General features: G+C 66.5%; 19 protein-coding genes. 6 read left to right on the top strand and 13 right to left on the bottom strand.

All coding sequences use genetic code 11. The features are described 5' to 3' along the window. The first annotated feature begins 32 nt into the window (after nucleotides 1–32). Genes P1K32_RS10920 through P1K32_RS10930 form a run of 3 tightly spaced genes read left to right on the top strand, consistent with a single transcriptional unit; the run spans nucleotide 33 to nucleotide 2,549 of the window. Complete coding sequence (locus tag P1K32_RS10920; protein WP_276249763.1) at nucleotides 33–1,094, top strand: GDP-mannose 4,6-dehydratase; 1,062 nt, start codon at nucleotides 33–35, stop codon at nucleotides 1,092–1,094. Continuing rightward, complete coding sequence (locus P1K32_RS10925) at nucleotides 1,091–2,071, top strand: GDP-L-fucose synthase family protein (RefSeq protein ID WP_276249764.1); 981 nt, start codon at nucleotides 1,091–1,093, stop codon at nucleotides 2,069–2,071. Before P1K32_RS10920 ends, P1K32_RS10925 begins: the two co-directional genes overlap by 4 nt. Beyond that, entirely contained in the window at nucleotides 2,064–2,549 is a 486-nt protein-coding gene (locus P1K32_RS10930) for an NUDIX domain-containing protein (RefSeq protein WP_276249765.1), read from the top strand. Before P1K32_RS10925 ends, P1K32_RS10930 begins: the two co-directional genes overlap by 8 nt. Nucleotides 2,550–2,618: 69 nt before the next feature. Here P1K32_RS10930 and P1K32_RS10935 read toward each other — a convergent pair whose 3' ends face one another. The 8 genes from P1K32_RS10935 to P1K32_RS10970 all read right to left on the bottom strand — a co-directional run bounded on the left by P1K32_RS10935 (nucleotide 2,619) and on the right by P1K32_RS10970 (nucleotide 13,081). After that, entirely contained in the window at nucleotides 2,619–4,028 is a 1,410-nt protein-coding gene (locus tag P1K32_RS10935; RefSeq protein ID WP_276249766.1) for a sugar transferase, read from the bottom strand. Nucleotides 4,029–4,186: 158 nt separating this feature from the next. Next, on the bottom strand, nucleotides 4,187–5,173 hold the full coding sequence (locus P1K32_RS10940; protein ID WP_276249767.1) for an SDR family oxidoreductase: 987 nt from the start codon (nucleotides 5,171–5,173) through the stop codon (nucleotides 4,187–4,189). A 426-nt stretch (nucleotides 5,174–5,599) separates the two neighbouring features. Continuing rightward, complete coding sequence (gene aglF, locus P1K32_RS10945; RefSeq protein WP_276249768.1) at nucleotides 5,600–6,358, bottom strand: UTP--glucose-1-phosphate uridylyltransferase AglF; 759 nt, start codon at nucleotides 6,356–6,358, stop codon at nucleotides 5,600–5,602. Nucleotides 6,359–6,407: 49 nt separating this feature from the next. Next, nucleotides 6,408–6,980, bottom strand: coding sequence for a metal-dependent hydrolase (locus P1K32_RS10950; RefSeq protein WP_276249769.1), 573 nt, complete (start codon nucleotides 6,978–6,980; stop codon nucleotides 6,408–6,410). A 59-nt stretch (nucleotides 6,981–7,039) separates the two neighbouring features. Next, nucleotides 7,040–9,376 (bottom strand): STT3 domain-containing protein, encoded by a 2,337-nt coding sequence (locus tag P1K32_RS10955; protein ID WP_276249770.1) that lies wholly within the window; start codon nucleotides 9,374–9,376, stop codon nucleotides 7,040–7,042. A 106-nt stretch (nucleotides 9,377–9,482) separates the two neighbouring features. Further along, the gene (locus P1K32_RS10960; RefSeq protein ID WP_276249771.1) at nucleotides 9,483–11,099 is read right to left on the bottom strand and encodes a histidine kinase N-terminal 7TM domain-containing protein; all 1,617 of its coding nucleotides are present in this window, start codon (nucleotides 11,097–11,099) and stop codon (nucleotides 9,483–9,485) included. Between the two features lie 173 nt (nucleotides 11,100–11,272). Next, a complete protein-coding gene (locus P1K32_RS10965; RefSeq protein ID WP_276249772.1) occupies nucleotides 11,273–12,199 on the bottom strand; it encodes a UbiA family prenyltransferase in 927 nt (308 codons plus the stop codon). Between the two features lie 93 nt (nucleotides 12,200–12,292). Further along, a complete protein-coding gene (locus P1K32_RS10970; RefSeq protein ID WP_276249773.1) occupies nucleotides 12,293–13,081 on the bottom strand; it encodes a formate/nitrite transporter family protein in 789 nt (262 codons plus the stop codon). Between the two features lie 125 nt (nucleotides 13,082–13,206). On the opposite strand from P1K32_RS10970, the gene P1K32_RS10975 reads away from it, so the two are divergent. Further along, on the top strand, nucleotides 13,207–15,033 hold the full coding sequence (locus tag P1K32_RS10975; RefSeq protein ID WP_276249774.1) for an ArnT family glycosyltransferase: 1,827 nt from the start codon (nucleotides 13,207–13,209) through the stop codon (nucleotides 15,031–15,033). Between the two features lie 109 nt (nucleotides 15,034–15,142). Continuing rightward, on the top strand, nucleotides 15,143–16,972 hold the full coding sequence (locus tag P1K32_RS10980; RefSeq protein ID WP_276249775.1) for an ArnT family glycosyltransferase: 1,830 nt from the start codon (nucleotides 15,143–15,145) through the stop codon (nucleotides 16,970–16,972). A gap of 29 nt (nucleotides 16,973–17,001) precedes the next feature. On the opposite strand, the gene P1K32_RS10985 is transcribed toward P1K32_RS10980, so the two are convergent. Next, entirely contained in the window at nucleotides 17,002–17,220 is a 219-nt protein-coding gene (locus P1K32_RS10985; protein WP_276249776.1) for a hypothetical protein, read from the bottom strand. A gap of 120 nt (nucleotides 17,221–17,340) precedes the next feature. Between P1K32_RS10985 and P1K32_RS10990 the strand changes: the two genes are divergently transcribed. After that, nucleotides 17,341–18,309: an AAA family ATPase gene (locus tag P1K32_RS10990; RefSeq protein WP_276249777.1), complete on the top strand. Its 969-nt coding sequence runs from the start codon at nucleotides 17,341–17,343 to the stop codon at nucleotides 18,307–18,309. Here the strand turns inward: P1K32_RS10990 and P1K32_RS10995 are convergent. From P1K32_RS10995 to P1K32_RS11010, 4 genes are all read right to left on the bottom strand, one after another. Continuing rightward, complete coding sequence (locus P1K32_RS10995; RefSeq protein WP_276249778.1) at nucleotides 18,281–18,670, bottom strand: DUF7519 family protein; 390 nt, start codon at nucleotides 18,668–18,670, stop codon at nucleotides 18,281–18,283. The genes P1K32_RS10990 and P1K32_RS10995 overlap by 29 nt on opposite strands. A gap of 289 nt (nucleotides 18,671–18,959) precedes the next feature. After that, nucleotides 18,960–20,255, bottom strand: a complete 1,296-nt coding sequence (locus P1K32_RS11000; RefSeq protein ID WP_276249779.1) for a DUF58 domain-containing protein — start codon at nucleotides 20,253–20,255, stop codon at nucleotides 18,960–18,962. After that, complete coding sequence (locus tag P1K32_RS11005) at nucleotides 20,252–20,962, bottom strand: DUF7269 family protein (protein ID WP_276249780.1); 711 nt, start codon at nucleotides 20,960–20,962, stop codon at nucleotides 20,252–20,254. The genes P1K32_RS11000 and P1K32_RS11005 overlap by 4 nt, the downstream gene beginning before the upstream one ends. Continuing rightward, nucleotides 20,959–21,777: a DUF4129 domain-containing protein gene (locus P1K32_RS11010; RefSeq protein WP_276249781.1), complete on the bottom strand. Its 819-nt coding sequence runs from the start codon at nucleotides 21,775–21,777 to the stop codon at nucleotides 20,959–20,961. The genes P1K32_RS11005 and P1K32_RS11010 overlap by 4 nt, the downstream gene beginning before the upstream one ends. Nucleotides 21,778–21,854: the final 77 nt, after the last annotated feature.

Below are 21,854 nucleotides of genomic sequence, written 5' to 3' on the forward strand. Positions count from 1 at the left end.
TACAGGCCGAAACGAGACGTGTGGCTAATCAGATGGATATCCAGTCCGAACTTGACGACCGGCCCGTCTTTGTCACGGGCGGCGACGGTTTCGTTGGCTCACACCTCGTTGACACACTCGTTGAACACGGCGCAGACGTACACGTGTTCGTTCGCGCCACTTCCAGTGGCGAACTGAACAACATCCGCCACCTGCGCGACGACATCACCGTCCACCGCGGCGACCTCAGGGACAAGCACTCCGTCGAACGCGCCCTGAAGACATTTACCGACCACAGCGAGACGCTCATTTTCCACCTCGCGGCTCAGGCCCACGTCGGCGAGTCGTGGGACCGGCCCTACGAGACCGTCGACACCAACGTCACGGGGACGCTCAACCTCCTGCAGTCCGTCGTCGACCTTGACCTCGACATCGCGAAGTTCGACACCGCAGGGACGAGCGAGGAGTACGGCAACGTCAAAGAGGAGATGGCCGACAACCACGAGTACGAGGACGACGGCCGCGTCCTCCTCTCCGAGCGCTCGCCGGTCAATCCGACGAGCATCTACGCGACATCGAAGCTTGCCGCCGACTTCCTCACGATGAACTACAACGACGCGTACGGGCTGCCGACGGTCACGACGCGGATGTTCAACAATTACGGGCCGCGCCAGAACCCCCGCTACATTACTGGGACTATCATCACGCAGGCGCTCGAACGGGATATCGTCGAACTCGGGAATCTCCAGCCAAAGCGGGATATGTGCTACGTCAGCGACGGCGTCCGTGGACACCTCCACGTCGCTCTCGGTGGCAACCCCGGTGAGCAGTACGTCTATGGCTACGGTGAGAACATCTCCATGCGCGAGTGGACCGAGACTATTCTGGAAGTCGGCGACGAACACGGCTACTGGGAGCGCCCCGAGATTGTCCAAGCCGACGACCGCTACCGGCCCGGTGACAGTGACGTCGAGGAACTGTTGGTCGGCTACGAGAAGCTCCACGAGGAGACCGGCTGGGAACCGCAGGTCTCCTGGCGTGAGGGTATCAAAGAGACTATCGACTGGTACGCGAATAACAAACAGGCGTGGTACGGACGGGTGGACTGGCGATGAGCGACGAGTTCTGGGACGGACGAACGGTGATGGTGACGGGCGGGAGCGGCTTCCTTGGCAGCCACCTCGTCGAGGAACTGCGTGAGCGATCGGACGATGTCGAGGTGTTTGTCCCACGTAGCAACGACTACGACCTGCGCGAGCGGGCCGCGATTCGACAGGCGTTCGTCGAGTCGGGAGCCGATACTGTAATCCATCTCGCAGCGACTGTCGGTGGCATCGGCGCAAACCGAAAGAACCCCGGCCGCTACTTCTACGACAACGCCGTCATGGGTATCGAGCTCATGGAGATGGCCCGGAAGTTCGACGTCGAGAAGTTCACTATCCTCGGGACTATCTGCTCGTACCCGAACCACACCGAGGTCCCGTTCAGTGAGGACGACCTCTTCGACGGGTACCCCGAAGAGACGAACGCCCCGTACGGTATCGCGAAGAAGGCGCTCCTCACGCAGTCGAAGGCCTACCGGAAGCAGTACGATTTCAACAGCATCTATCTGATGCCGGTGAACCTCTATGGTCCGCGGGACGATTTCGACCTCGAATCCGCCCACGTCATCCCTGCTATCATCCGCAAGTGTCTGGAGGCCCGCGACCGCGGCGACGACGCGATTACCGCGTGGGGGACCGGCGAACCGACCCGGGAGTTCCTCTACGTAAAAGACGCCGCCCGCGGCATCTTAGACGCCACCGAGGAACTCGACCGGAGCGAGCCGGTCAACCTCGGCAGCGGCGCGGAAATCAGCATCCGCGACCTCATCGAGAAAATCGCGGAACTGACGGAGTTCGACGGCGACATCGAGTGGGACACCTCGAAGCCGGACGGACAGCCGCGGCGAAAGCTCGATATCAGCCGTGCCGAGGCGTACTTCGGCTGGGACGCGGAGACCGACTTCGAGGATGGGCTCCGACAGACGATAGAGTGGTACGAGTCCGCCCGAGACGAGTATCCGGCCGGAGGTGTTCACCGCGGTGACTAGCGGTGAGGAAACAGCAAACTCAGGTCCGGTCGACCCGGGGTACATCTCAAATGGGGACTGGGAGACCGTCGTCCGTTCGGTCCCCATCGTTTCGGTCGACTTGGTCGTCCTGACCGATGACGGAGTTGTGCTGACCAAGCGAACGAACGAACCCGCCAGTGGAGAGTGGTTTGTCCCTGGTGGCCGGGTCAGGAAAGGCGAGCGGTTAGAGGCAGCCGTCCACCGAGTCGCAGAGACAGAACTCGGTATCGATGTCACTATCGAGCGGTCGCTGGGTGCCTACGAACACCTCTACGAAACGTCTGAACTCGGCGACGCTGGCGGAAAACACTACGTCCCACACGGGTTTGTCGTCCGAACTGTGGGTGAGTCGTTCACGCTCGATTCGCAACACGAGGCCGTCGATGTGTTTGCAGACCCGCCTGCGGATCTCCACGAGTACGTAGAAGCTTATCTCCACGATGCAGGCGTGTACTGACTCGTTAGCTCCGTGAGTCGGGCTGGCCACAATCGGTCAGTCGTGTTTTTGCGAGGACTGCACGCCCAGCTACTGTCGATGTATTTTTCGCCAGACCAGTAGTCCGACGTCCACACCCACACCGTACAGCTGCCTGGTGACAATTTTCAGGTCGAACCAGAACGACTGCTTCCGGATGTACTCGATGTCGTAGCGGAGTTTCTCTCTGGGGTGCTCGCTGGTCATCCCGTTTATCTGTGCCAGTCCGGTCAGGCCGGGTTTGACGAACCATCGCTTGCGCCACTCGTTTGTCTCCGCTTCGAGGTGCTCTTCTTCGTCAGTCCAGGCGGCGCGTGGGCCGACGACGCTCATGTCGCCGACGAGTATCGACCACAGCTGTGGAATCTCGTCGAGATGTGTCTGCCGGAGGTATGTACCGACACGCGTTATCCGGTCGTTGTCTTCCCCAGTTGGCGTGGTCGTTTCTTGGCCGGTCGTCATGCTCCGGAACTTGTAGATGGTAAAGCGCTCCCCGAACGCGGCCGTTCGCGTCTGGCTGTACAGTACCGGCCCCGGAGAGTCCAGCTTCACTGCGGCCGCGATGGCGACGATCACCGGCGAGAGACACAGCAACGCGAGCCCGGAGAAGGCGATGTCGAACGCGCGTTTGACGACGTAGTCCTGCCAGTCCCACGGCTCCAGATGGGTGTCGACGAGTTCCGCGCCCGCCGATTCTGCGACCAGGACGCTGTCGGCGTGGTCGCGGTGGACTTTCGCCTGCACGCCGTGTTCGAAACACGCCGAGAGCGCGCCGAAGAACTCCTCGCGGTCGGGGTGTTCGAACGCCAGCAGGACGGTGTCGATATCGTGTTCCACGAGCACTTCGTCGAGTCGCGAGAGCCCGCCCAGGCGCGGGAGCTGGTCCGGGCTCTCGATGGTGACGCCGCCGTCGGCGATACGGTACTCCGAACCGCCGTGCTGGACGCCGGCCGGGGCGACGAGTCCCAGAATCGGCACCTCGGAACTGTCGTGGAGGGTCCGCATAATCTCGATGTCGTCACCCACGATAATCGCCCGGGAGGAGACGCGCGGTCGCTGTCGAATCGTCACGAACCACAGCGGGAGGACGACGGCGAGGAGGACAATCGTCGCGATGAGCGTCGTCCGTGGCAGGCGCGACGACCAGTCGAAATACCCCAGTGTCGCCAGCACGGCCGCAGTGAGAAACACCCGTTTGTGCGTCAGCGAGATGGTGTCGAGAATCCGCCGCGGCCGGGGTTTGAACAGCGGCCACAGCACGGCGAGCGTTATCACGACTGTCGTGCCCACCTGGTCCGTCAGCGCGCCGTTGGAGAACGTGGTCGGCTGTAAGTTGTCGAGCGGTGGGACTGTCGTCACGACCGCCTGGACGAGCGGTGTGTTGGCGAGGACGACTGCGGCGGCGACGAACACCACTGCCCCACAGATTGCCGCCACCCGGTACCGCCACCCTGACTGCATTACCAGATAGGTTGGGAGTACAGTATAAAAATACTACGAGGTCGACTATCAGACATGATTCTGTCACAGAACGTTTGTCCCCGCCCACCGTTCCACAGTAGTAGGTGACTACTGTCCTCTGGCTCCTATCCTATCCCCGACCTGGACGTGGCCTCGTCTCACGACCGCCGAACCAGCGGTTCGTACCACTCCCGATTCGCCTCGTACCAGTCGATAAACTTTCCGACGCCCTCCCGAATCGTGTGACTGGCCTCGTACCCCAGCAGCTCCCCGGCCAGCTCGGTATCGGCGTGGGTGTGCTCGGAATCGGCATCGTGGCGCTCTGCGTACGCGAGCTCCAGCTCGGGGGCCAGCTGGTCGCGAATCTCCGCAGCCAGCGTCTTGATTTCGATGTTGTCCGTCGACCCGATATTCACGGCCCGCCCGTCGGCCGCGTCCTCCTCGAGTAGCGTGACGTTCGCTTCCACCACATCCTCGATGAACGTGAAGTCCCGCGTCTGCATCCCGTCTCCGTATATCACGGGCGGCTCCCCGTTCATACACCGGGAGACGAAGTTCGAGATGGCCATGTTGGGGCGCATTCGCGGACCGTACACGGTGAAATAGCGCAGTGCCACCACGGGGAAGTCGTACACCTCGCCGTAGGAACAGGCGTAGCGCTCGGCCGAGAGCTTCGAGGCGCCGTAGGGCGAGACCGGCGTCGTCGGGTGCTCCTCGTCGTATGGTAAATAGCGTGGTTTCCCGTACACCGACGAGGAGGAGGCCATGACAAAACGCTCGATACCGGTGTCGCGGCAGGCGTCCAGCAGGTTGAGCGTCCCGTCGACGTTGACCGAGTCGTACTTCCGGGGGTTCTCGACACTGGGGCGCACACCCGCCTGTGCGGCCTGATGGTAGACGTAGTCGGCCTCGCTCACGAGCTCTGTGACGAGGTCGGCGTCGCGGACGTCACCCTCCACGAGTTCGTAGCTGCCGCCGCCCGCCGTGGCGGCCTCGCGTCCGGTCTCGACGTTGTGTTCCTTGATCTCGAGGTCGTAGAACGGGTCGAAGTTGTCCAGGACGACGACGCTGTGCCCGTCGCGAGCGAACCGCTCGGCGAGGTGACCGCCGATGAAGCCCGCCCCACCGGTGACGAGAATTTGCATTATCGGAGGGGTGATTGGGTAGTAATTAGTTACGAGGAGCGTACCAGCAAACGAGCATCTGGTTCCCTCTGCTGGCTGGTGTCGCTTCCACGTGTCTGAAACAACGAGCTGTGACGGCTTCGGTATCGAGAGACGCGCTCGATGGCGTTTCGATGTCGATTACCTGTCGACGGACGAAGCGTCGGCGGGATACCGGAGAGGAGTGCCCGCAACCAGACACACGACGGTTACGGCGCTGTTTTTCCAGTGGCTCGTCGGGATATCGATACTACGTATTCCGAGACGGCTGTGGCCGTCGTTCGTCTGCGTGACCGGGCTGTTATCCAGTCTCTATACTCGGTTAGAAACTGCGGGCGACGGCCAGTGGCCATCGGTAATGGGAGAGGACGGGGCCACAGCGAAACACCGTCCCCGCTGTTTCGCTGTCTACTGTTCGCTCGCGGCCAGGTTCTCGGCCGCCAGCTCCGGGTCGACCTCGCCCTGCAAGCGCTCCTCTGCTTCGTCGCGGTCCTCGGGATAGCCGATGTCGTTGCGCCAGCCGTCCATCCGGATGGCGTCGATGGTGCGACCGGAGTGAAGGAGCAGGTCGATAGCGTCCGATATCTCGTACTCGTCCCGGTTGGACGGCTGGACGAGGTGGCAGGCGTGGAAGATGGCCGGCGTAAACGTATAGAACCCGGTCATCACCAGATTCGACGGCGGGTCCTCGGGTTTCTCGATGACTTCCGTTATTTCGCCGTACTTGTTCGTGTCACAGACGCCGTACCGGGAGGCTTCGTCCCACGGGACCTCCTCGACCAGGAACGCGGCGTCGGCGCGCTCTTCCTGCTGGCGGTTGACCACGTCCTGGAGATTAGCGCTGAAGATGTTATCGCCCAGCATCAGCATGAAGTCGTCGTCGACGTCGTCCTCAACGGTCAGCAGGGCGTGGGCCAGCCCCTTCTGTTCGCGCTGGTGGGTATAGGTGATGGGAACGCCGTCGAACTCGTCCTCGTAGTGGTTGATGATGGCCTGTTTCTTGTAGCCGACCACGACCAGCAGCTCCTCCGCACCGAGGTCGATGAGCTGCTCGAAGCAGTGTGTGAGGATGGGTTTGCCGGCGACCTCGACCATCCCCTTGGGCTTGTCCTCGGTGAGCGGACGGAGACGTGTCCCCTCTCCGGCGGCGAGTACGACTGCTTTCATGCTCCTCTGTCGTTCGTCCCCGGGTAAAACTCTTGTTGGCTCGAGTGACTCATCGGCTGGAGAGTGCGGCTGCCGTACCCTCGGCCCGCCGCTTGCACCACCGGCCGACTGCCCGGAGGCCGGGCGCGCCGTCGAACGCCCAGAGCAACGTCGCGGCGGCGAACAACACGACTTCGGCGAACAGGTTCGGCGTGATATCCGCCGCGAGGAAGTGTGCGAGGATGCCGGTCGACTCCTCGTAAGCCGGCAGCGCGAGGGCGGGCCAGAGCAGATAGGATAGCTCGGCGAACTCGCCGTCGAGGAACGCGTAGATGCCGTCGGTCGCGAGGTGGACGAGATACCCGATGGCGAAGCCGGCCCAGGCCCGGCGGGCTGCGGGAGTGTTGAAACGCCACCACAGCAGCGCCAGCAGCGGGACGGCCACCAGTAGCGAGTGGGCGCCCGCCCGTCCCGAGGGGAGGACGCCGAACGTCCACGAGAGCGGCTTGTCGATTAGGTCGGGGAACTGCGTCCCGACGGCCAGCGGGAGGACGAGGCCGGCCGTCGGGACGCGGCCGTACCGGCTGCGAATCCAGAGTGAACACAGCAGATAGCCGACGGCGGCGTGTCCCCAGGGCCACATATCGCCTCCTCCGTGCGAGGCGAAAATGAGCCTTCTGCTCTGGACCACGCGGACCGGGTCTAGTCGGCGGTGACCCTCGTCCCGTTCCGGACGGCGCTCTCGTTGACGGTCACAGTCGATGTCTCGCCGTCGCTCTCTACGGTGTAGTTGCCGGGGTTGGCGACGACCAGCCCGTAGCGCCCGTCCGCGTCTACGGCGGTCTGTCGCACGTACTCGAACTCGCCGTTGGGAACGGAGACAGTCGCCGTCGCGGTCACCGTCGCGTTCGGGCTGGCTGTCCCGGAAAGCGTGGCCCCGGGGACCAGCGCGAACGCCTTGTGTGACCCGCTGTCGGTCGCATAGACGGCCTGGTAGTGGCCCAGCCCCGCCACCGATCCGTTCCGACTCCCGTACCGAGTGTGCAGGCGGGACTGCATCGTCTCGGGCTCGGCCGCGCGGTACTCTGTGACGACGTAGCCGACCCTGCCACGCAGTCGGTCGTACCACTCGCTTTCGTTCGTGGACGAGACGAACGGCTCGTAGGTGTTCCGCGCGTAGGCGTAGCTCCGCGACTCACCGCTGACGAAGTAGTTGTACATTCGGTTCTTTCCCCACTGGCTGAGGACGTAGTTCTCAGGGTGCTCCAGCCCGTGTTCGGACGCGTCACGCTCGATGGCAGTCGCCGTCTGATACTGCCCGCCGTCGACGGTGACCTGCCCCGTCTTGACCGGCACCTGGACGAGGCCGAGGCTCCCGACGAGCAGGAAGAGCACGCAGAGCAGCCCCAGCATTCGCGGCTCGGGGACCAGCGCGTCGGTGACGGCCGCCGTCCGTTCGCCGGTCACTGGGCGGGCCAGTTCGACTTTGGCGGCCAGCCAGACGAAGGCGTAGCCGGCAAAGACCGCAGCGAACGTCGCGAGCTCACCGACGAAGCGGACCTGGATAGCCGCGAGGCCGAGGAAGTACCAGGCGTAGACCGCCACGACCAGCCAGTCGGCGCGGTCCCGCGTCGCGAACTGGACGCCAAGCACCATCACGGGCAGCGCCATGACGAGCCCGAAGCCAAACAGGAGCAGGAAGCCGATTGTCCCGGGGTCGAACAGCCCGACGGTCTCGGCGATAGCGTCGCTCCGGAACAGCGCGTCGGTCCGACTGAACGCCTCGTCCCAGCGCTCGCTGAACAGCGACCGGACGGTGAACAGCCCCACCACGAACGCGACGCCCTCGACGGCTGCGAGCTGTCGCGCCGTCCCACCCGCTCTGGCAACCACCGCTGCGGTCGCGACGACGCTACAGACGCCAAGGAACAACAGGAGCGGCGTGCTCGCGACAAGTTCCGTGTGCCACTCCCAGTTCGTGTGGACAGTCCAGACCAGCGCCGCGGCGAGGCCGGTCCCGCCGACGAGCGGGAGATTCGCAAGCAGGGGCGCCCGGCCGGCCTTGACGTCCAGCAGCGTCTTCGCCGCGACGACGACGCCGACGGGGACAATCAGGAGCGGTCCGGCTTCCCAGGCCAGTACCTGCCCGGTGATACCGACACCCAGCAGGACACCGCCGGCCCACGGCACGGGCGACCGCAGCGACGCCCGGTCCCGTGCCGTCGTCACGACCAGCAGCAGCGCCAGGGCGGTCAGTCCCAGCCAGGGGTAGTCGAAGGCGTGGTGGTCGGCAAAGCCCAGACTCGTCCGCAGCGCGTGGCCGGGGATGAGCGCCAGAAAGAGCACCGACGCAAGCCCGACGCGCCGGTCACTCGTCACCCGAACGGCGAGCAGATACACGAACACGCCCGAGATGACCGCCGAGACGACGGGGTACCACGCGAGCACGTGACCGATAGTCTCGGTGGTCCCGCCCAGCAGTTCGGCGACCCACCACAGCGTGGCGACCAGCAACGGTTCGCCCTTGGTCACGTCCGTGGGGAGCACCGACAGCGCGGCGAAGTCGGCACCGCCGCTGGCTTCGGCGGCCACCTGTTCGACCAGATAACGGTAAAAATACGCGTCGTTGCCGGAGAAGACGATATCGCCGCCCCGGTAGACGCTCCCGACGACGTAGGTCCGGGTGAGGACCACCACCGCCAGCGCGGCCGTGAGCAGGCCAGCGGCCCGTCCGTCGACGGCGGGAACGGCGAGCCAGTCGAGGTCGAACTCCCGCTCCCCGTTCGCCGTCTCGTCTCCCACTGCGTCGTCGCCATCGAGCGCCCGGCGAACGGCAGCCGGGTCGGCGACGGCGTACTCGTCGCCGCGCTTCTCGACGACTCCGTGCGAGACCAGTTCCCCGAAGGCCCCCGAGTCGACGTCGATGTCGTCGAAGCGCCACGCGTCGTGTTCGTCGTCGACCGCAAGTGCGGCCGCAAGCGCGGATTCCAGCTCGGGCCGCTCGTCGAGTAGTTCCGTCGGCCCGCGCTCGTCACTCATGTGTGCTCACATTCCCGTGGGGAGAATAAACCCATCGAGAGTCGAACGTGGCCGTCTGGGGCGGCTGGTGTGTTACTGCTGGATACGCCAGTCGGCGTGGCGCTGCTCACCCCCACCCCGCGACCGGCATCTCCAGGGTAACCCGAGTCCCCGACTCATCGGACTCAAATGCTACGGAGCCGCCGGCGATGTCGGTCCCCCAGGCGGTCAGGGCCAGCCCGAAGCCGCTGCCGTGTTTCAGCGGCGTCTCGGCCCCGTCTTCGACAAGTGCGAGCTCGTGGGGCTCGATACCGGGGCCGTTGTCCTCGACGTGGACCGCGACGGTCTCCTCGCCCGGGTCGACGCTGACGCGGACCCACGGCTCGGAACTGGTGTTGTGCTGGGCGGCGTTCTCGATCACGTTCGAACAGACGATGTCGAAGAGGCTATCGACGAGGATATCCTCTGGCGCGGGCTCGTACTCGATGTCCACTTCGGGATAGCGCCGCGCGGTCGCATCGACACACTCCCGGAGGATGCCGTGCAGTCGGACGTTCTCCCGTTCTTTCCGGCCCTTCTCGAAGACGTCGATAATCTTGCGGACCTTCTCCCCGATTTCTTCTATCTCGATGGCGTTCTGTTTGAGGGTATCGGCCTTCCGCTGGCAGTTGTGTGTCGCCAGGTAGCCGGCGTGGCCGATGATGATCTGGATGTTCGTCCGGATGTTGTGCCGGAAGACGCGATGTAACACTTCCAGGCGCTGTTGCATCCGGAAGAGGTCGCTGATGTCGTGGAGCGTGATGATGCGGCCGATGGTCCGGTCGTGGATATCGGTCACGGGGCTCTCGGAGACGTCGTAGGATTCACGCGTCCCCGGCGGCGTGAACACGCGATTGCTCGCGGTCTCCCCGGGTGCGTTCAGCGTCGGGCTGACGGTCTTGAGCTTGTTGCCGAGCGCTTCCTCGGGCGACGTCCGGAGGGCGGCTGCTGCCCGGTCGTTCATGTCTACGATAGTCCCGTGCGTGTCGAGGACGAGCGCACCCTGGTGCATCTGTTTGTACAGGGACCGCCGGGCGTGTCGAATGGGGGTGGGGCTGGCGCCGAAGAGCTTGAACCGCGTCAGCGCGGAGAGATACGCGACACCGGAGAGCGTGAAGGCGACCGGCGTCGGGTCGATTCCCGCGGTCGGGAGCTGTCCGGACAGGAACAGCAGGTTCGTCACCCAGGGGGCCACGAGCCCGATAAGCAGCGCGAGACTCTGGCCACGGAAGGTACGCACCTGGCTCGTGACGAGTTCTAGGAGTGGGACGATTCCGAGGACGCCGAGCAGATAGGTGTAGGCCGCGATGACCCAGAACCAGGGGCCGGGGAGTCGCATCGGCGTGTCGACGTAGAGCAACTGGTGATACTGGTCGGTGAGCGCGAGAAAGACCGTAATCGCAGGGATAACTGCCGCCAGCAGCACGTGTCGCTGTGTGGTATACTCGTTGTAGCCGCTGTATTCTAGCGCGAAGACGAGCCACGCGACGGGTATGAGTGCGATGCCGATCCAGGAGATGTCGATGAAGAACGCCCGGCCAGCCGCGGTGGTCGCCTGTATCTGGAACAGCAGTGTCGCCGACCACCAGCACTGCCCCGCCATGAGGAGGACCAGCGGCATCGCCCCGGGTTCCGGCCGCTCCCGCCACGCGAGGAGCCCGGCCGTGACACCGACCGCGACTGACCCGACGAGTGCCAACTTCATGAGTATCACTGATGCCACGGCTTACCATGAGTGACGGCTAACGACACTAATAAGATAGGGTAACTGGCGGAAGAATCACAGAGTGTCAAATAAATCCGCTGGAATACGCAGTTTCCCACAGTTCGTTGGTTCCATCACACCACTCCCCACCGTTCACACGGACCGATGCGACATCACACCGCTGGCGGGACCAGGAGTGCGAGCATGGGTAGCCGGCTGCACTCGGCAGCAACCGTGAGTTTCCCGCTGTCGTCGACACGGCCGAGACAGGTCACGATGACGGTCAGATATCCCACACAGAGGAGAAGCAGGACCGTCTCGGGTCGCGTGAGGAGGCCGTCGCTGGCCGCGGTGACGAGCACTGCGGCGGCGAGGCTCGTCACACCGTAGAGCGCGTACCGGGTGCCACGGACACCGAGGACGACGGGGAGGGTTTTGACACCCGCTTCTCGGTCGCTAGCGCGGTCACGGACGTTCGGTATCTCCACGTCGACGAACGTCGCAAGGAAGAAGGTCAGACACACGACGCCTGCGGTCAGGGTCACCGGCGCACCGGCGAACGCGATGGGCAAGAGGACGACGACGAGCGCCCAGGCACCGGCGACGAGCACGGAGTTGAGGATGAATATCTGCTTGAGCCGGTTCACGTGCCCAGAAAAGGGCAGCCAGTCCAGGGCGTAGACGACCCAGATGGCCCCTGGGACCAGCGCCAGCGCGAAGGCCGCTGGGCCGCCAAGCACCGATAGCGCGACCGCGAGTCCGTACGCGAGTGCCGACAGGGTGTAGAGGCGCCGATCGTAGCGCCTGATGAAGGCCGTCCGGGCCGGCGTCGTCTGCTCGTCGGTCTCGACGTCGGCCACCCTATCGTTGCCATATACCGCGAACGTCAACAGCCCCGCGATGGCCGGTGCCGGTGTCAGGGGAAGCGAGAGCAGTTCCGTCACGATGAGTACCTCTGCGACCGCGATGAACGCGAGATACGCTGAACTATACAGGAGGACGTCTCTGGCTGACCCGGCGAACCGATGCAGTCTGTCTCGCATCGGGCGGGGTGGCACAGTCGTCGAATCGTCCGTGTCGTTGGGGGAGTTCGTTGCCATTACTGCGTATAAACATTTGACAGATAACACAGAAAATTATCGACTGCAACACAGATACTAAGGGGTGGATAACTCGCCAGGACGAGGCGAGACTCACTCCTTACCGGCCCTCGCGCCCGCGGCCTGTGTGACGTGTGCGAACGTCACGAGACCGAGCCCGCCGACGATGTTGCCCGCCGTGACGACGCTCACCACGATGGTGAACCGGGACGTACCGACGCTCACACCGAAGAGAGCCCCCAGGAACACGTGCAGCGCCGTGACGACGACGTGTTCGAGCGGGCCCAGCGCGAGCAGGACACCCACGACGTAGGCCAGTGAGAGGCGGCTCCCCTCGCTATCGACCGAGACCAGCAGAAAGGACAGCAGGCTCACGAGCGCCCCGCCCGCGATGGCCCGGGCGAAAGAGGCACCCAGGGCCCGGCCGACGCTCTCGGTCGCCACTGTGGCCAGTACTGCGGGCGTCCCGGGTGGCAAGGCGCCCTCGACGGCGAAGACGAGCGAGAACAGTCCCCCGCCGACGAGGTTCCCGAGGAGCGTCACTACCCACAGCCGGCAGAGCGCCCACACTGCTGTGGGGTCACCGCTGTCGACGGCCGCGGCGACCGGGTCGGAAAAATTCTCGTTGAACAGCTCCGTCCGGCCCGCGACCAGAAAGGTGACGCCGACGCCGAAGGCCAGTGCCCCGCCGAGGGCGGCGACGCCGTGGCCGACCGATTCCAGGCGGCTCTCGACGATGCCGAGTGCGACGAGCCCGAAGACGATGGTAAACCCCGCGATGAAGCTCGTCGAGACGAGTTCGAGCAGCGACTGGTCGAGCCGGCGCTGGCCCGCTTCGACCGCCCGGTCGAAGATCTCGTCCGGCGCCGGGGCTGCTGGCATACGCCGTCGTGGACCACGGGCCTGAAAATGCCGGCGAGTGTTCGCGGCCGTAGCCGCTGCTTACGTTAATTTCCGCCCGTATTGATACTGTAGGTTTTTAAACACCCTCCCCCAACGGCAGTCTGATGGGTGTCCGCTCCGGATGGCTCGGTCGCGCGAAGCGACAGTTCTATGCGGACCTTAGAGCGGACCCATATCTCCGCTATCTCCTGGTTGGCGCGCTGCTACTGGCCGGCTTTGGCTTCTGGCATCGCATCCCTGTCTTTGCGACCTGGGACGAACACGACCGGGTGTTAGACGCCCTGGTCGCCTACGCCGAAATCGTCCACGACCCCAGTATCGAGGGGGTCCGCGAGGGGCTCTCCTGGAGCCGCGCTCCCTTCGGCGCCACGCTGTGGGTGTACTTACTGGCGGTGTTGCCGGTCGTCCTGGTCGCGCTCTTCACCGGGCAGGGCGACGCCATCGCGGCGATGCGGGGCCCGGCCTACGCGTACGGTCACTACCCCCTCTGGGCGGAGACGCCCCGATGGATATGGACGTGGAGTCTGACCTTCGTCCGGCTGACGAACGTCGTCTTCGCCGTCGTCACGGTCTATCTGCTCTACCGACTCGGCACACGACTGGAGAACCGCGTGACCGGCCGGCTTGCCGCCCTCCTGCTGATGCTTACCTTTGGCTTCCTCAAACTGGCCAAGGAGGGCGGCGAGGACATCCCCGCGACGATGTGTCTCGTGGCGTCGATATACTTCCTCGTCGGGTACCTTCAGACAGGCGAGCGACGCCAGTTCTACGCCGGAAGCGCCGTCGGTGGCCTCGCTATCGCGTTCAAACTCACGCTCGGGCTCGTGGTTCCGATTATCGCCCTCGCGTTCCTTTTGCGCGCCAGCGGTGAGGACGGTCTGCTCCGGCGAGCGCTCTGGCGGCCGCGGCTGCTGGTCGGCGGGGCCGCCCTCGGTGCCGTCGTCATCTGTCTGGGCTTCCCGACGCTGCTGGTGGGTGACTTCGAGGCCATCGGCGCCCGCTGGTTCGACCGGACCGGGCGACTCGAACGCGCTGTCGGGCCGACGGCACCGACGTGGTGGTGGTTCCTGCGGACCTACGCCAGCGGCTTCGGCTGGCCGCTGCTGATTGGGGCTATGGGCGCACTGGCCGCCAGTATCGTCCATCTGGTCCGCCTTGCGCCCAGTCGTGCGGCGCTCCGAGAGCGGGTCCCGGGGTTTGACGAGCGGGCACTGCTCGTGGGGGCGCTGGTGCTGTTCCTCCTCTTTTTCTCGCAGTGGCACGACTGGCGGGTCCACCATATCCTCCCGACGTTCCCGCTCGCGATGGTCGTCCTCGCCGACTCGCTCGAACGCTTGCGCGGCCACCGAAAGCGGGTCGGCCACGTGGCGCTGGCCGTCGTCGTCGTCAGTTCGGCTATCTACGCGGGTGTCGGCGTCGGGATGTATGCCTCGATGCCCCGCGACGAGGCGACCGGGTGGCTCAACGAGAACGCCGAGGAGGACGCCACCATGGAGGTGTACTTCCACGCCTTCTTCGAGAACGCCATCCCCCACGGGATGGACCTCAACACGCCGCTGGACGGGCCGGCGGAACGGGACCCCTGTCCCGAGTACATTCAGGTCGGCGACAAGGAACTGCTGTATCTGCAGGATATCTCCGACGCACAGCGTAGTTCGGAGGTAAACTCCAATCTAGACTCTCGGGCGGAGTACATCCGGGCGCTGCTGGAAGGCGAGTACAACTACGAGGTCGTCGCCGAGTTCGGACAGCGACCGCCGAACTTCGTCCCCCATCGCCCGGAGCCGGGGTCGCTACGTGACCTGATACCACTCGGTATCAATCCACACAGTGACCAGTACGGTGACGAGCAGGAACTCGCGAGCGACCAGTACGTCGCTATCCTCCGCCTCGAAGGCGACTGTGTCGAGTCCCGGGACCCGCCGTGGTAACGGGCGAGAAATCGACGCTGCGCATTCCCCGACGTAGCCGGTCCACAGGCCCGCGTTCACCCAGTGCACATCTGTGCTTTTTTGTATATACTACGCAAAATAAACCCAAATGGACGCCCGTGTTGGATGGTTCGGTCGCGCGAAGCGACAACTGTATGCCGACCTCAGAGACGACCCGTACCTCGGCTATATTCTTCTCGCGGCACTCGTACTTACCGGCTTTGGCTTCTGGCACCGCATCCCTATCTTCGCGACCTGGGACGAACACGACCGGGTGTTAGACGCCCTGGTCGCCTACGCCAAAATCGTCCACGACCCAAGCATCGAGGGGATTCGAGAGGGACTCTCCTGGGGCCGTGCCCCCTTCGGCGGAACGCTGTGGGTGTACTTACTGGCGGTGTTGCCGGTCGTCCTGGTCGCGCTCTTCACCGGGCAGGGCGACGCCATCACGGCGATGCGAGACCCGGCCTTCATCTACGCCCACTACCCCGTCTGGGCGGAGACGCCCCGATGGATATGGACGTGGAGTCTGACCTTCGTCCGGCTGACGAACGTCGTCTTCGCCGTCGTCACGGTCTATCTGCTCTACCGACTCGGCACACGACTGGAGAACCGCGTGACCGGCCGGCTTGCCGCCCTCCTGCTGATGCTTACCTTTGGCTTCCTCAAACTGGCCAAGGAGGGCGGCGAGGACATCCCCGCGACGATGTGTTTCGTCGCGGCGCTTTACTTCCTCGTGGGCTACGTCCAGACCGGGGACCGGCGCCAGTTCTACGCCGGCTGTCTCGCCGGTGGCGCCGCTATGGCGTTCAAACTCACGCTCGGACTGGTGGTGCCCGTCACCGTCCTCGCCTTTCTGCTGCGGGCCCGCATCGCGGACGGGTCGCTCCGGCGGGCGCTGTGGCAACCGCGCCTGCTGGTCGGCGGGGCCCTCCTGGGCGCGCTCATGATTGTCGTCGGCCACCCGACGGCGCTGGTGGGTGACTTCGACGCGGTGTATCACCGCTGGTTCGGCCGTTTCGGCCGGACCAATCGGGCCGTCGGCCCCACAGCACCGACGTGGTGGTGGTTCCTGCGGACCTACGGCAGCGCCTTCGGCTGGCCGTTACTGCTCGGTGCTATCGGTGGGCTGATCGCCAGCGTCGCCTACCTCGCTCGCCTCGCGCCGGGCCGGGCCGCGCTCAGAGAGCGGGTCCCGGGCTTCGACGAGCGGGTGCTGGTGATCGGCGCGCTCGTCGCCTACCTCCTCTTTTTCTCGCAGTGGCACGACTGGCGGGTCCACCATATCCTCCCGACGTTCCCGCTCGCGATGGTCGTCCTCGCCGACTCGCTCGAACGCCTGTGCGGCCACCGAAAACGGGTCGGCCACGCGGCGCTGGCCGTCGTCGTCGTGACCGCGGCCGTCTACGCCGGCGTCGGCGTCGGGCAGTTCGCCTCGATGCCCCGGGACGAGGCGACCGAGTGGCTCAACGAGAACGCCGAGGAGGACGCCACCATGGAGGTGTACTTCCACGCCTTCTTCGAGAACGCCATCCCCCACGGGATGGACCTCAACTACCCGCCAATCGACGAGAACGCCGACCCCTGTCCCGACTACATCCAGGTCGGCGACAAGGAGCTGCTGTACCTCCAGGACATCCCGAAGTCACAGCGCAGCGGGGAGGTAGACACCGCCGTCGAGCAGCGCCAGGCGTACATTCGGGCGCTGCTCGATGGCGAGTACAACTACGAGGTCGTCGCGGAGTTCGGCGAGCGGCCGCCGAACTACGTCCCGCACCGCCCGGCGCCGGGCTCCCTGCGCGAGCTCGGACCGCTCGGCGTCTACCCACACAGTGACCAGTACGGCGACGAAGTGGAGCTCGCGAGCGACCAGTACGTCGCTATCCTGGAGCGACGGGGCGAGTGTGACGGGTCGCGGGACCCGGCGTGGAACTGGTAGGGGCGAGTCCCGCGCTCACTCGCGGCCGCTCAGGCGGTCGTGTCTTCCTCGTAGGTGTCCGCCGTCGGGTCCCGCCCGGCGTAGAGGGCGACGGCCCCGATACCGGCGACGATGGCGACGACGAGTGTCCAGAACGCCGAGAACGCCCACAGGGAGTCGGCGAACATATCGAGTACGAACAGCGCTGTCAGGATGACGAAGCCGGCGACCGAGAACCAGCCGAACCAGCCGAGTGCGTTTCGTGTCATAGCAGCCAGAACGTAGGGGGGAGAGCGGGGTGAACGGACGCCTTGCGCCTGCAACGGGTGGGCCACTATCGCGGAGTAGGTGCGTGATAACAAACCGCCGAACCCGCCCACCCTCGCCCGATGAGTACGGACACAACTGCCGACCACTGCGACAGCGTCATAGACACCGTTTCGGGTGCTGTGATCGTCGAGCGCGAGACGCTCGAAACCGTCCTCTCGGGCTTTCTGGCGCGCGGGCACGTCCTGCTGGAGGACGTCCCCGGCACCGGCAAGACGTTGACCGCGCGCTCGCTGGCGGGCGCGCTCGGGCTCTCCTTTTCCCGTATCCAGTTCACGCCGGACCTGCTGCCCGCGGACGTGACCGGCACCTACGTCTTCGACGAGCAGTCCGGCGACTTCCAGTTCCGACCCGGCCCCATCTTCGGGAACGTGGTGCTGGCCGACGAGATAAACCGAGCGTCGCCGAAGACACAGGCCGCCCTGCTGGAGGCGATGGCCGAGGGACAGGTCACCATCGAGGGCCGGACCCACGAGCTACCCGAGCCCTTCTTCGTCATCGCGACGCAGAACCCAATCGAGCAGGACGGCACCTTCCCGTTGCCGGAGGCACAGGTCGACCGCTTCATCGTGAAGACGAGCCTGGGCTACCCGGACGAGGCCGGCGAGCGCGAACTCGTCGACCGCCGGGCCGCACGCACCGACCGCACGCCCGAGGTCCAGCCGAGTCCGGGCGTCGACCCGGCCGCGCTCCGCCGGGCGCCCGAAGCCGTCCACGTCGCCGACGAGGTCCGGGACTACGTCGTCGACCTGGCCCGGGCGACCCGCGAGGACCGACGCGTCGAGACCGGCGTTTCACCGCGGGGCACCCAGCGGCTGTTCGAGGCGGCCCGGGCGCTCGCAGTCGTGCGAGGGCGGGAGTACGTCACGCCGGACCACGTCGCCGAGATCGCGCCGGTCGTCCTCGCACATCGGCTCGTGTTGACGCCGGACGCCCGCGTCGAGGACGTCGCCAAGGACGCCGTCGTCGCGGACCTACTCGACGACGTGGCAGTGCCGACGGTCACCTATAGAGCAGCGCCAACAGAGTGACCGCGGCCGAAAGCAGGAGGACGAGCGCGCCGAGGGGGAGCCCGGTCGCCCCGTACTCGTAAGTAACCAGCGCGACGACCACCGTGACGGCGCCGTAGGCCGACGTCGTCCCGGTGTGTAACAGTTCGACCGAGCGGGTCTCGGCGTCGGTGCGGAGCTGTTCGCCCAGACTGATACCGTGTTCGGCGACGTCCCAGGCGGCGATGGCGGCGGCGGTCGCCCCCAGCAACCGCAGCGGGCCGGCGGCCTCGAAGATGCCGACCAGCGCCACGCCGACGACCATCGCCGCGAGTCCGGCCGAGACGAACCGGCGGGCAACGCGCTGGCCGAGCGGCCGAACGCCGAGTCCGACGAGCGCCATACCGACGAGTCCGGGTACCAGTTCGACGCTCTGGCGGGGTCCGCGAGCGTCTCGCCCCGGAGTATCGCGCCGAGGACGAGCGCCGCACCCAGGGCCGTCCAGAGCCGTCCCTGCGGGACGGGCGCCTCGAACTCGCGACCGCCGGCCACGACGAGGCCGACGCCGGCGAGGGCGGCGACGATAGCGACGCGCTGGTCGAGCGTGGGTGCGAGTATCGCCGTCGAGACGCCACAGAGCACCAGCGCGAGGCCGCTGGCGAGGGGCATCGGCCGGTGGCTGACGTTCTCGCTCACGCGGACCACCGCCGTCGCCCCTCGTCCAGCAACACCGTGCCAAGCGGCGTCGCCGGGTCCCAGTCGACGACCGGGATATCGGCCCCGCGGAGCGTGCGCAGTCGCAGTCGCCGCTCCCGTCGGGCCAGCCGCCGGCCCAGGCTCCCGTCGGTCGTCACGTCGGGGCTGATGACCGTCGTCGTGTGGCCGGCGGCCGCGAGGGTCCGTATCGTCTCGACGATGCGCTCGTCGGCAAGCGGCGAGAGCACGAGGACCTGCGTGTCGCTCCCGAGCTGTTTGCGCAGTAGCGTCGCCTGCCGGTCGAGGTCGCCTTCGTCCGTCTCCTCGGCCCCGCCACCAGCTCGCACGTGGCCCGGCGGCGTCGCGTCGAAGGCCGGATGGGTCCCGAGCAGTTGCCACAGCGCCGTCTCGTGGTCGGTCCCGACGCCGGGGGCGCGGAAACACAGCTCCCGACCGAAGGCGGCCAGGCCGACGGCATCTCGCGTCTCCGAGAGCGCCGAGACGAGCTGCTCGACGCCGGCCAGACAGTGAGCGACCGCGTTCGGACGGCCGTCGGCTTCGGCTCGGTAGGCCGGCGCGCGTGCGTCGACCAGCAGGCAGACGGACGTCGGCCACTCCTCGCGGAACTCGACGGTGGTGAGCTCGCCCGTCCTGGCCCACCGTTTCGAGTCGATACGGCCCACCGGGTCGCCGGGTCGGTACTCCCGGACCGAGTGGAACTCGATGCCGCTGCCGCCCTCGTCCGTGAGGAGCCGTCCCGCGTGACCGTCGGGCTGCTCGCGAACCGGCAACTCGGGGACGGCGTCGGCACACTGTATCTCGGTGCCGGCGGCGACGGTCGTCTCGACCTCGTGGGCGCCCGTGATATCGCGGGCGACGACCGTCGCCGGGTCGAACTGGTGGCGGCCGGGCTCGGTCTCGACGGCGTAGCTGAACTCGGCCGTCTCGCCGGGCCGGAGCACGGCGGCGTGGCGCGGGCTTCCAGACGCGACCGAGAGCATCGCCGGGACGCCGTCGACGATTCGACAGTCGGCCAGCGTCCGGTCGCCGGTGTTTGTCACCCTGGTCGTGACCGTCACCGGGTCGCTGCTCGCGGGCCGTCGGTCGCCGAGGCGCCGCTCCAGTTCGAGCTCGACCGCCGGCGGGCGCGAGAGCCGTGGGTACACCGCCATGCCCGCGCCGACGACGCCGACAAGTAGCGTCGCCGGGCGGTCCGTCAGGACGCCGACGGCCACGAAAAACAGCGCGACGGCGACAATTCCGCGCCAGCGCCCGGTCGCACGGACCGTCACGGCCCCTCACCGCCGTCAGACCGCCGGTCTGGCGTGTCTCGGGGACCGTCGGTCCCCTCACCACCGTCGGACCGCAGGTCCGACGAGGTTCGTCTCGCGTTGCTCGGCGCACCACCGTCGGCCGTCCGGTCCGTGTCGCCCTCGACCAGTACGTGGGCGGTCGTGCGGGCCGCGTGCTGTGTCCAGGCGTCGCCACGCAGCGCCAGCCGCAGGCGCTCGGTCACCGTCGGCCCGGCCGACTCGTCGGCCAGAAAGCGGGCCGCGACCGGGTCGTCGGTCCAGGCCCCCGACTCGACGCGCTCCCTGGCGCTCGCTCGGCTCCGGCCCTCGCCCAGCTGGTCGGAGACGGCGGCGGTCCGGAGCCGCTCGCGCAGGTACGCTCGGTCGGCCGTCGAGAGTGCCCACGGCAACCGGGCGAGCATCTCGTCGACCCGCTCGCCCGGTCGCGGGGCGTCGGGCACGGTCTCCGGGTCGGGCGGGGCCGCCTGCTCGACCTGGCCCGTCGCGCGCCGGGCCACCATCCAGCTCAGAACGACGAGTGCGACGCCGCCGAAGGCCCCGAGCAGGAAGTAGTCGTTGCCGAGCCACGCGAGGGCCGCCTCGACGGGCAACAGCGTCGCGACGCCGGGGAAAAGCGCCAGGGCGAAGGCGACGACGCCTATGGCCACGAGCGCCAGCCAGCCGATTCGGCGAGTGGTCGCGCTCACGCGCGCTCACCGTCGAGGCTGGCGAGCGTCTCGCGGGCGAGGCGGGCCTGTTCGTCGCTCGGGGGCTGGGTCCCGTAGCGGACGTCCTCGAAGGTCCGACGGAGCCGGTCGACCTGTCCCGGGTCGAACCCTCGCTCGACCGCGCGGCGGGCACAGTCACGCGGAGTGTGCGTGCGGGGCCGGTCGACGCCCGCCCGCTCGACCAGTTCGACCCACGCCCGCTCAACGTCGTTCTGTGGGACCGGTGCCAGTGGGTCGGCCGCCGGGTCAGTAGGGTCGCCCCAGACGGCCCGGCGGAGCCGCTCCCGGTAGCGGTAGGCGAGGATTACGACCGCCAGAACGAGCCCGAGCCACAGGAGCAGCGACAGCGGCCAGCCGACGGGGGCCAGCCCGCTGTCACTGTTCGACGCCGACTCACCGGCCGGCTCGTCGTCTTGCTCCCCGGCGCTGTCGGCGCGGCGCTCGCCCTCGCCTGCTCGCTCGTCCCGGGACTCCTGGTCCCCGGCGCCGCCGCTCTCCTGTTGGTCCTGTGGCCCGTCGCCGGCTTTCGCGTCGGGCTGCTTTGCGTCCCCACCGCCGTTGCCCTGGCTCTCTGTGTCACCACTTCCTCCCTCGCGGTACCGCTCGTCGACCTCCTGGGCGGCCGCCTGTATCTCCCCCTGGCTGTCCTCCCCCAGCGGCAGCAGCTCCCACTGGACGTCGACCGCGTCCGCCGGGTCCGTCGACATCGACGCCGCGAGCGTCGACGCCGAGAGCCCCACAGCGGCGATAACGACGACGGCCATCCCAGCCGAGAGTATCCGTTCGGTGTTCATTCAGTTGGTGCGGGCTGGGGCATAGGTGGGCCTTGTTATAGACCGACTATCTGTCCACAGCGGGCTCGAGCGCCGGT

The organism is Haloarcula rara, from assembly GCF_029338235.1.
GTDB lineage: Archaea > Halobacteriota > Halobacteria > Halobacteriales > Haloarculaceae > Haloarcula > Haloarcula rara.

Coding starts and splice junctions, on each gene's coding strand:
- P1K32_RS10920 (WP_276249763.1), top strand. CDS start 33: ATGGATATCCAGTCCGAACTTGACGACCGGCCCGTCTTTGTCACGGGC.
- P1K32_RS10925 (WP_276249764.1), top strand. CDS start 1,091: ATGAGCGACGAGTTCTGGGACGGACGAACGGTGATGGTGACGGGCGGG.
- P1K32_RS10935 (WP_276249766.1), bottom strand. CDS start 4,028: ATGCAGTCAGGGTGGCGGTACCGGGTGGCGGCAATCTGTGGGGCAGTG.
- P1K32_RS10940 (WP_276249767.1), bottom strand. CDS start 5,173: ATGCAAATTCTCGTCACCGGTGGGGCGGGCTTCATCGGCGGTCACCTC.
- aglF (WP_276249768.1), bottom strand. CDS start 6,358: ATGAAAGCAGTCGTACTCGCCGCCGGAGAGGGGACACGTCTCCGTCCG.
- P1K32_RS10950 (WP_276249769.1), bottom strand. CDS start 6,980: ATGTGGCCCTGGGGACACGCCGCCGTCGGCTATCTGCTGTGTTCACTC.
- P1K32_RS10955 (WP_276249770.1), bottom strand. CDS start 9,376: ATGAGTGACGAGCGCGGGCCGACGGAACTACTCGACGAGCGGCCCGAG.
- P1K32_RS10960 (WP_276249771.1), bottom strand. CDS start 11,099: ATGAAGTTGGCACTCGTCGGGTCAGTCGCGGTCGGTGTCACGGCCGGG.
- P1K32_RS10965 (WP_276249772.1), bottom strand. CDS start 12,199: ATGGCAACGAACTCCCCCAACGACACGGACGATTCGACGACTGTGCCA.
- P1K32_RS10970 (WP_276249773.1), bottom strand. CDS start 13,081: ATGCCAGCAGCCCCGGCGCCGGACGAGATCTTCGACCGGGCGGTCGAA.
- P1K32_RS10975 (WP_276249774.1), top strand. CDS start 13,207: ATGGGTGTCCGCTCCGGATGGCTCGGTCGCGCGAAGCGACAGTTCTAT.
- P1K32_RS10980 (WP_276249775.1), top strand. CDS start 15,143: ATGGACGCCCGTGTTGGATGGTTCGGTCGCGCGAAGCGACAACTGTAT.
- P1K32_RS10985 (WP_276249776.1), bottom strand. CDS start 17,220: ATGACACGAAACGCACTCGGCTGGTTCGGCTGGTTCTCGGTCGCCGGC.
- P1K32_RS10990 (WP_276249777.1), top strand. CDS start 17,341: ATGAGTACGGACACAACTGCCGACCACTGCGACAGCGTCATAGACACC.
- P1K32_RS10995 (WP_276249778.1), bottom strand. CDS start 18,670: ATGGCGCTCGTCGGACTCGGCGTTCGGCCGCTCGGCCAGCGCGTTGCC.
- P1K32_RS11010 (WP_276249781.1), bottom strand. CDS start 21,777: ATGAACACCGAACGGATACTCTCGGCTGGGATGGCCGTCGTCGTTATC.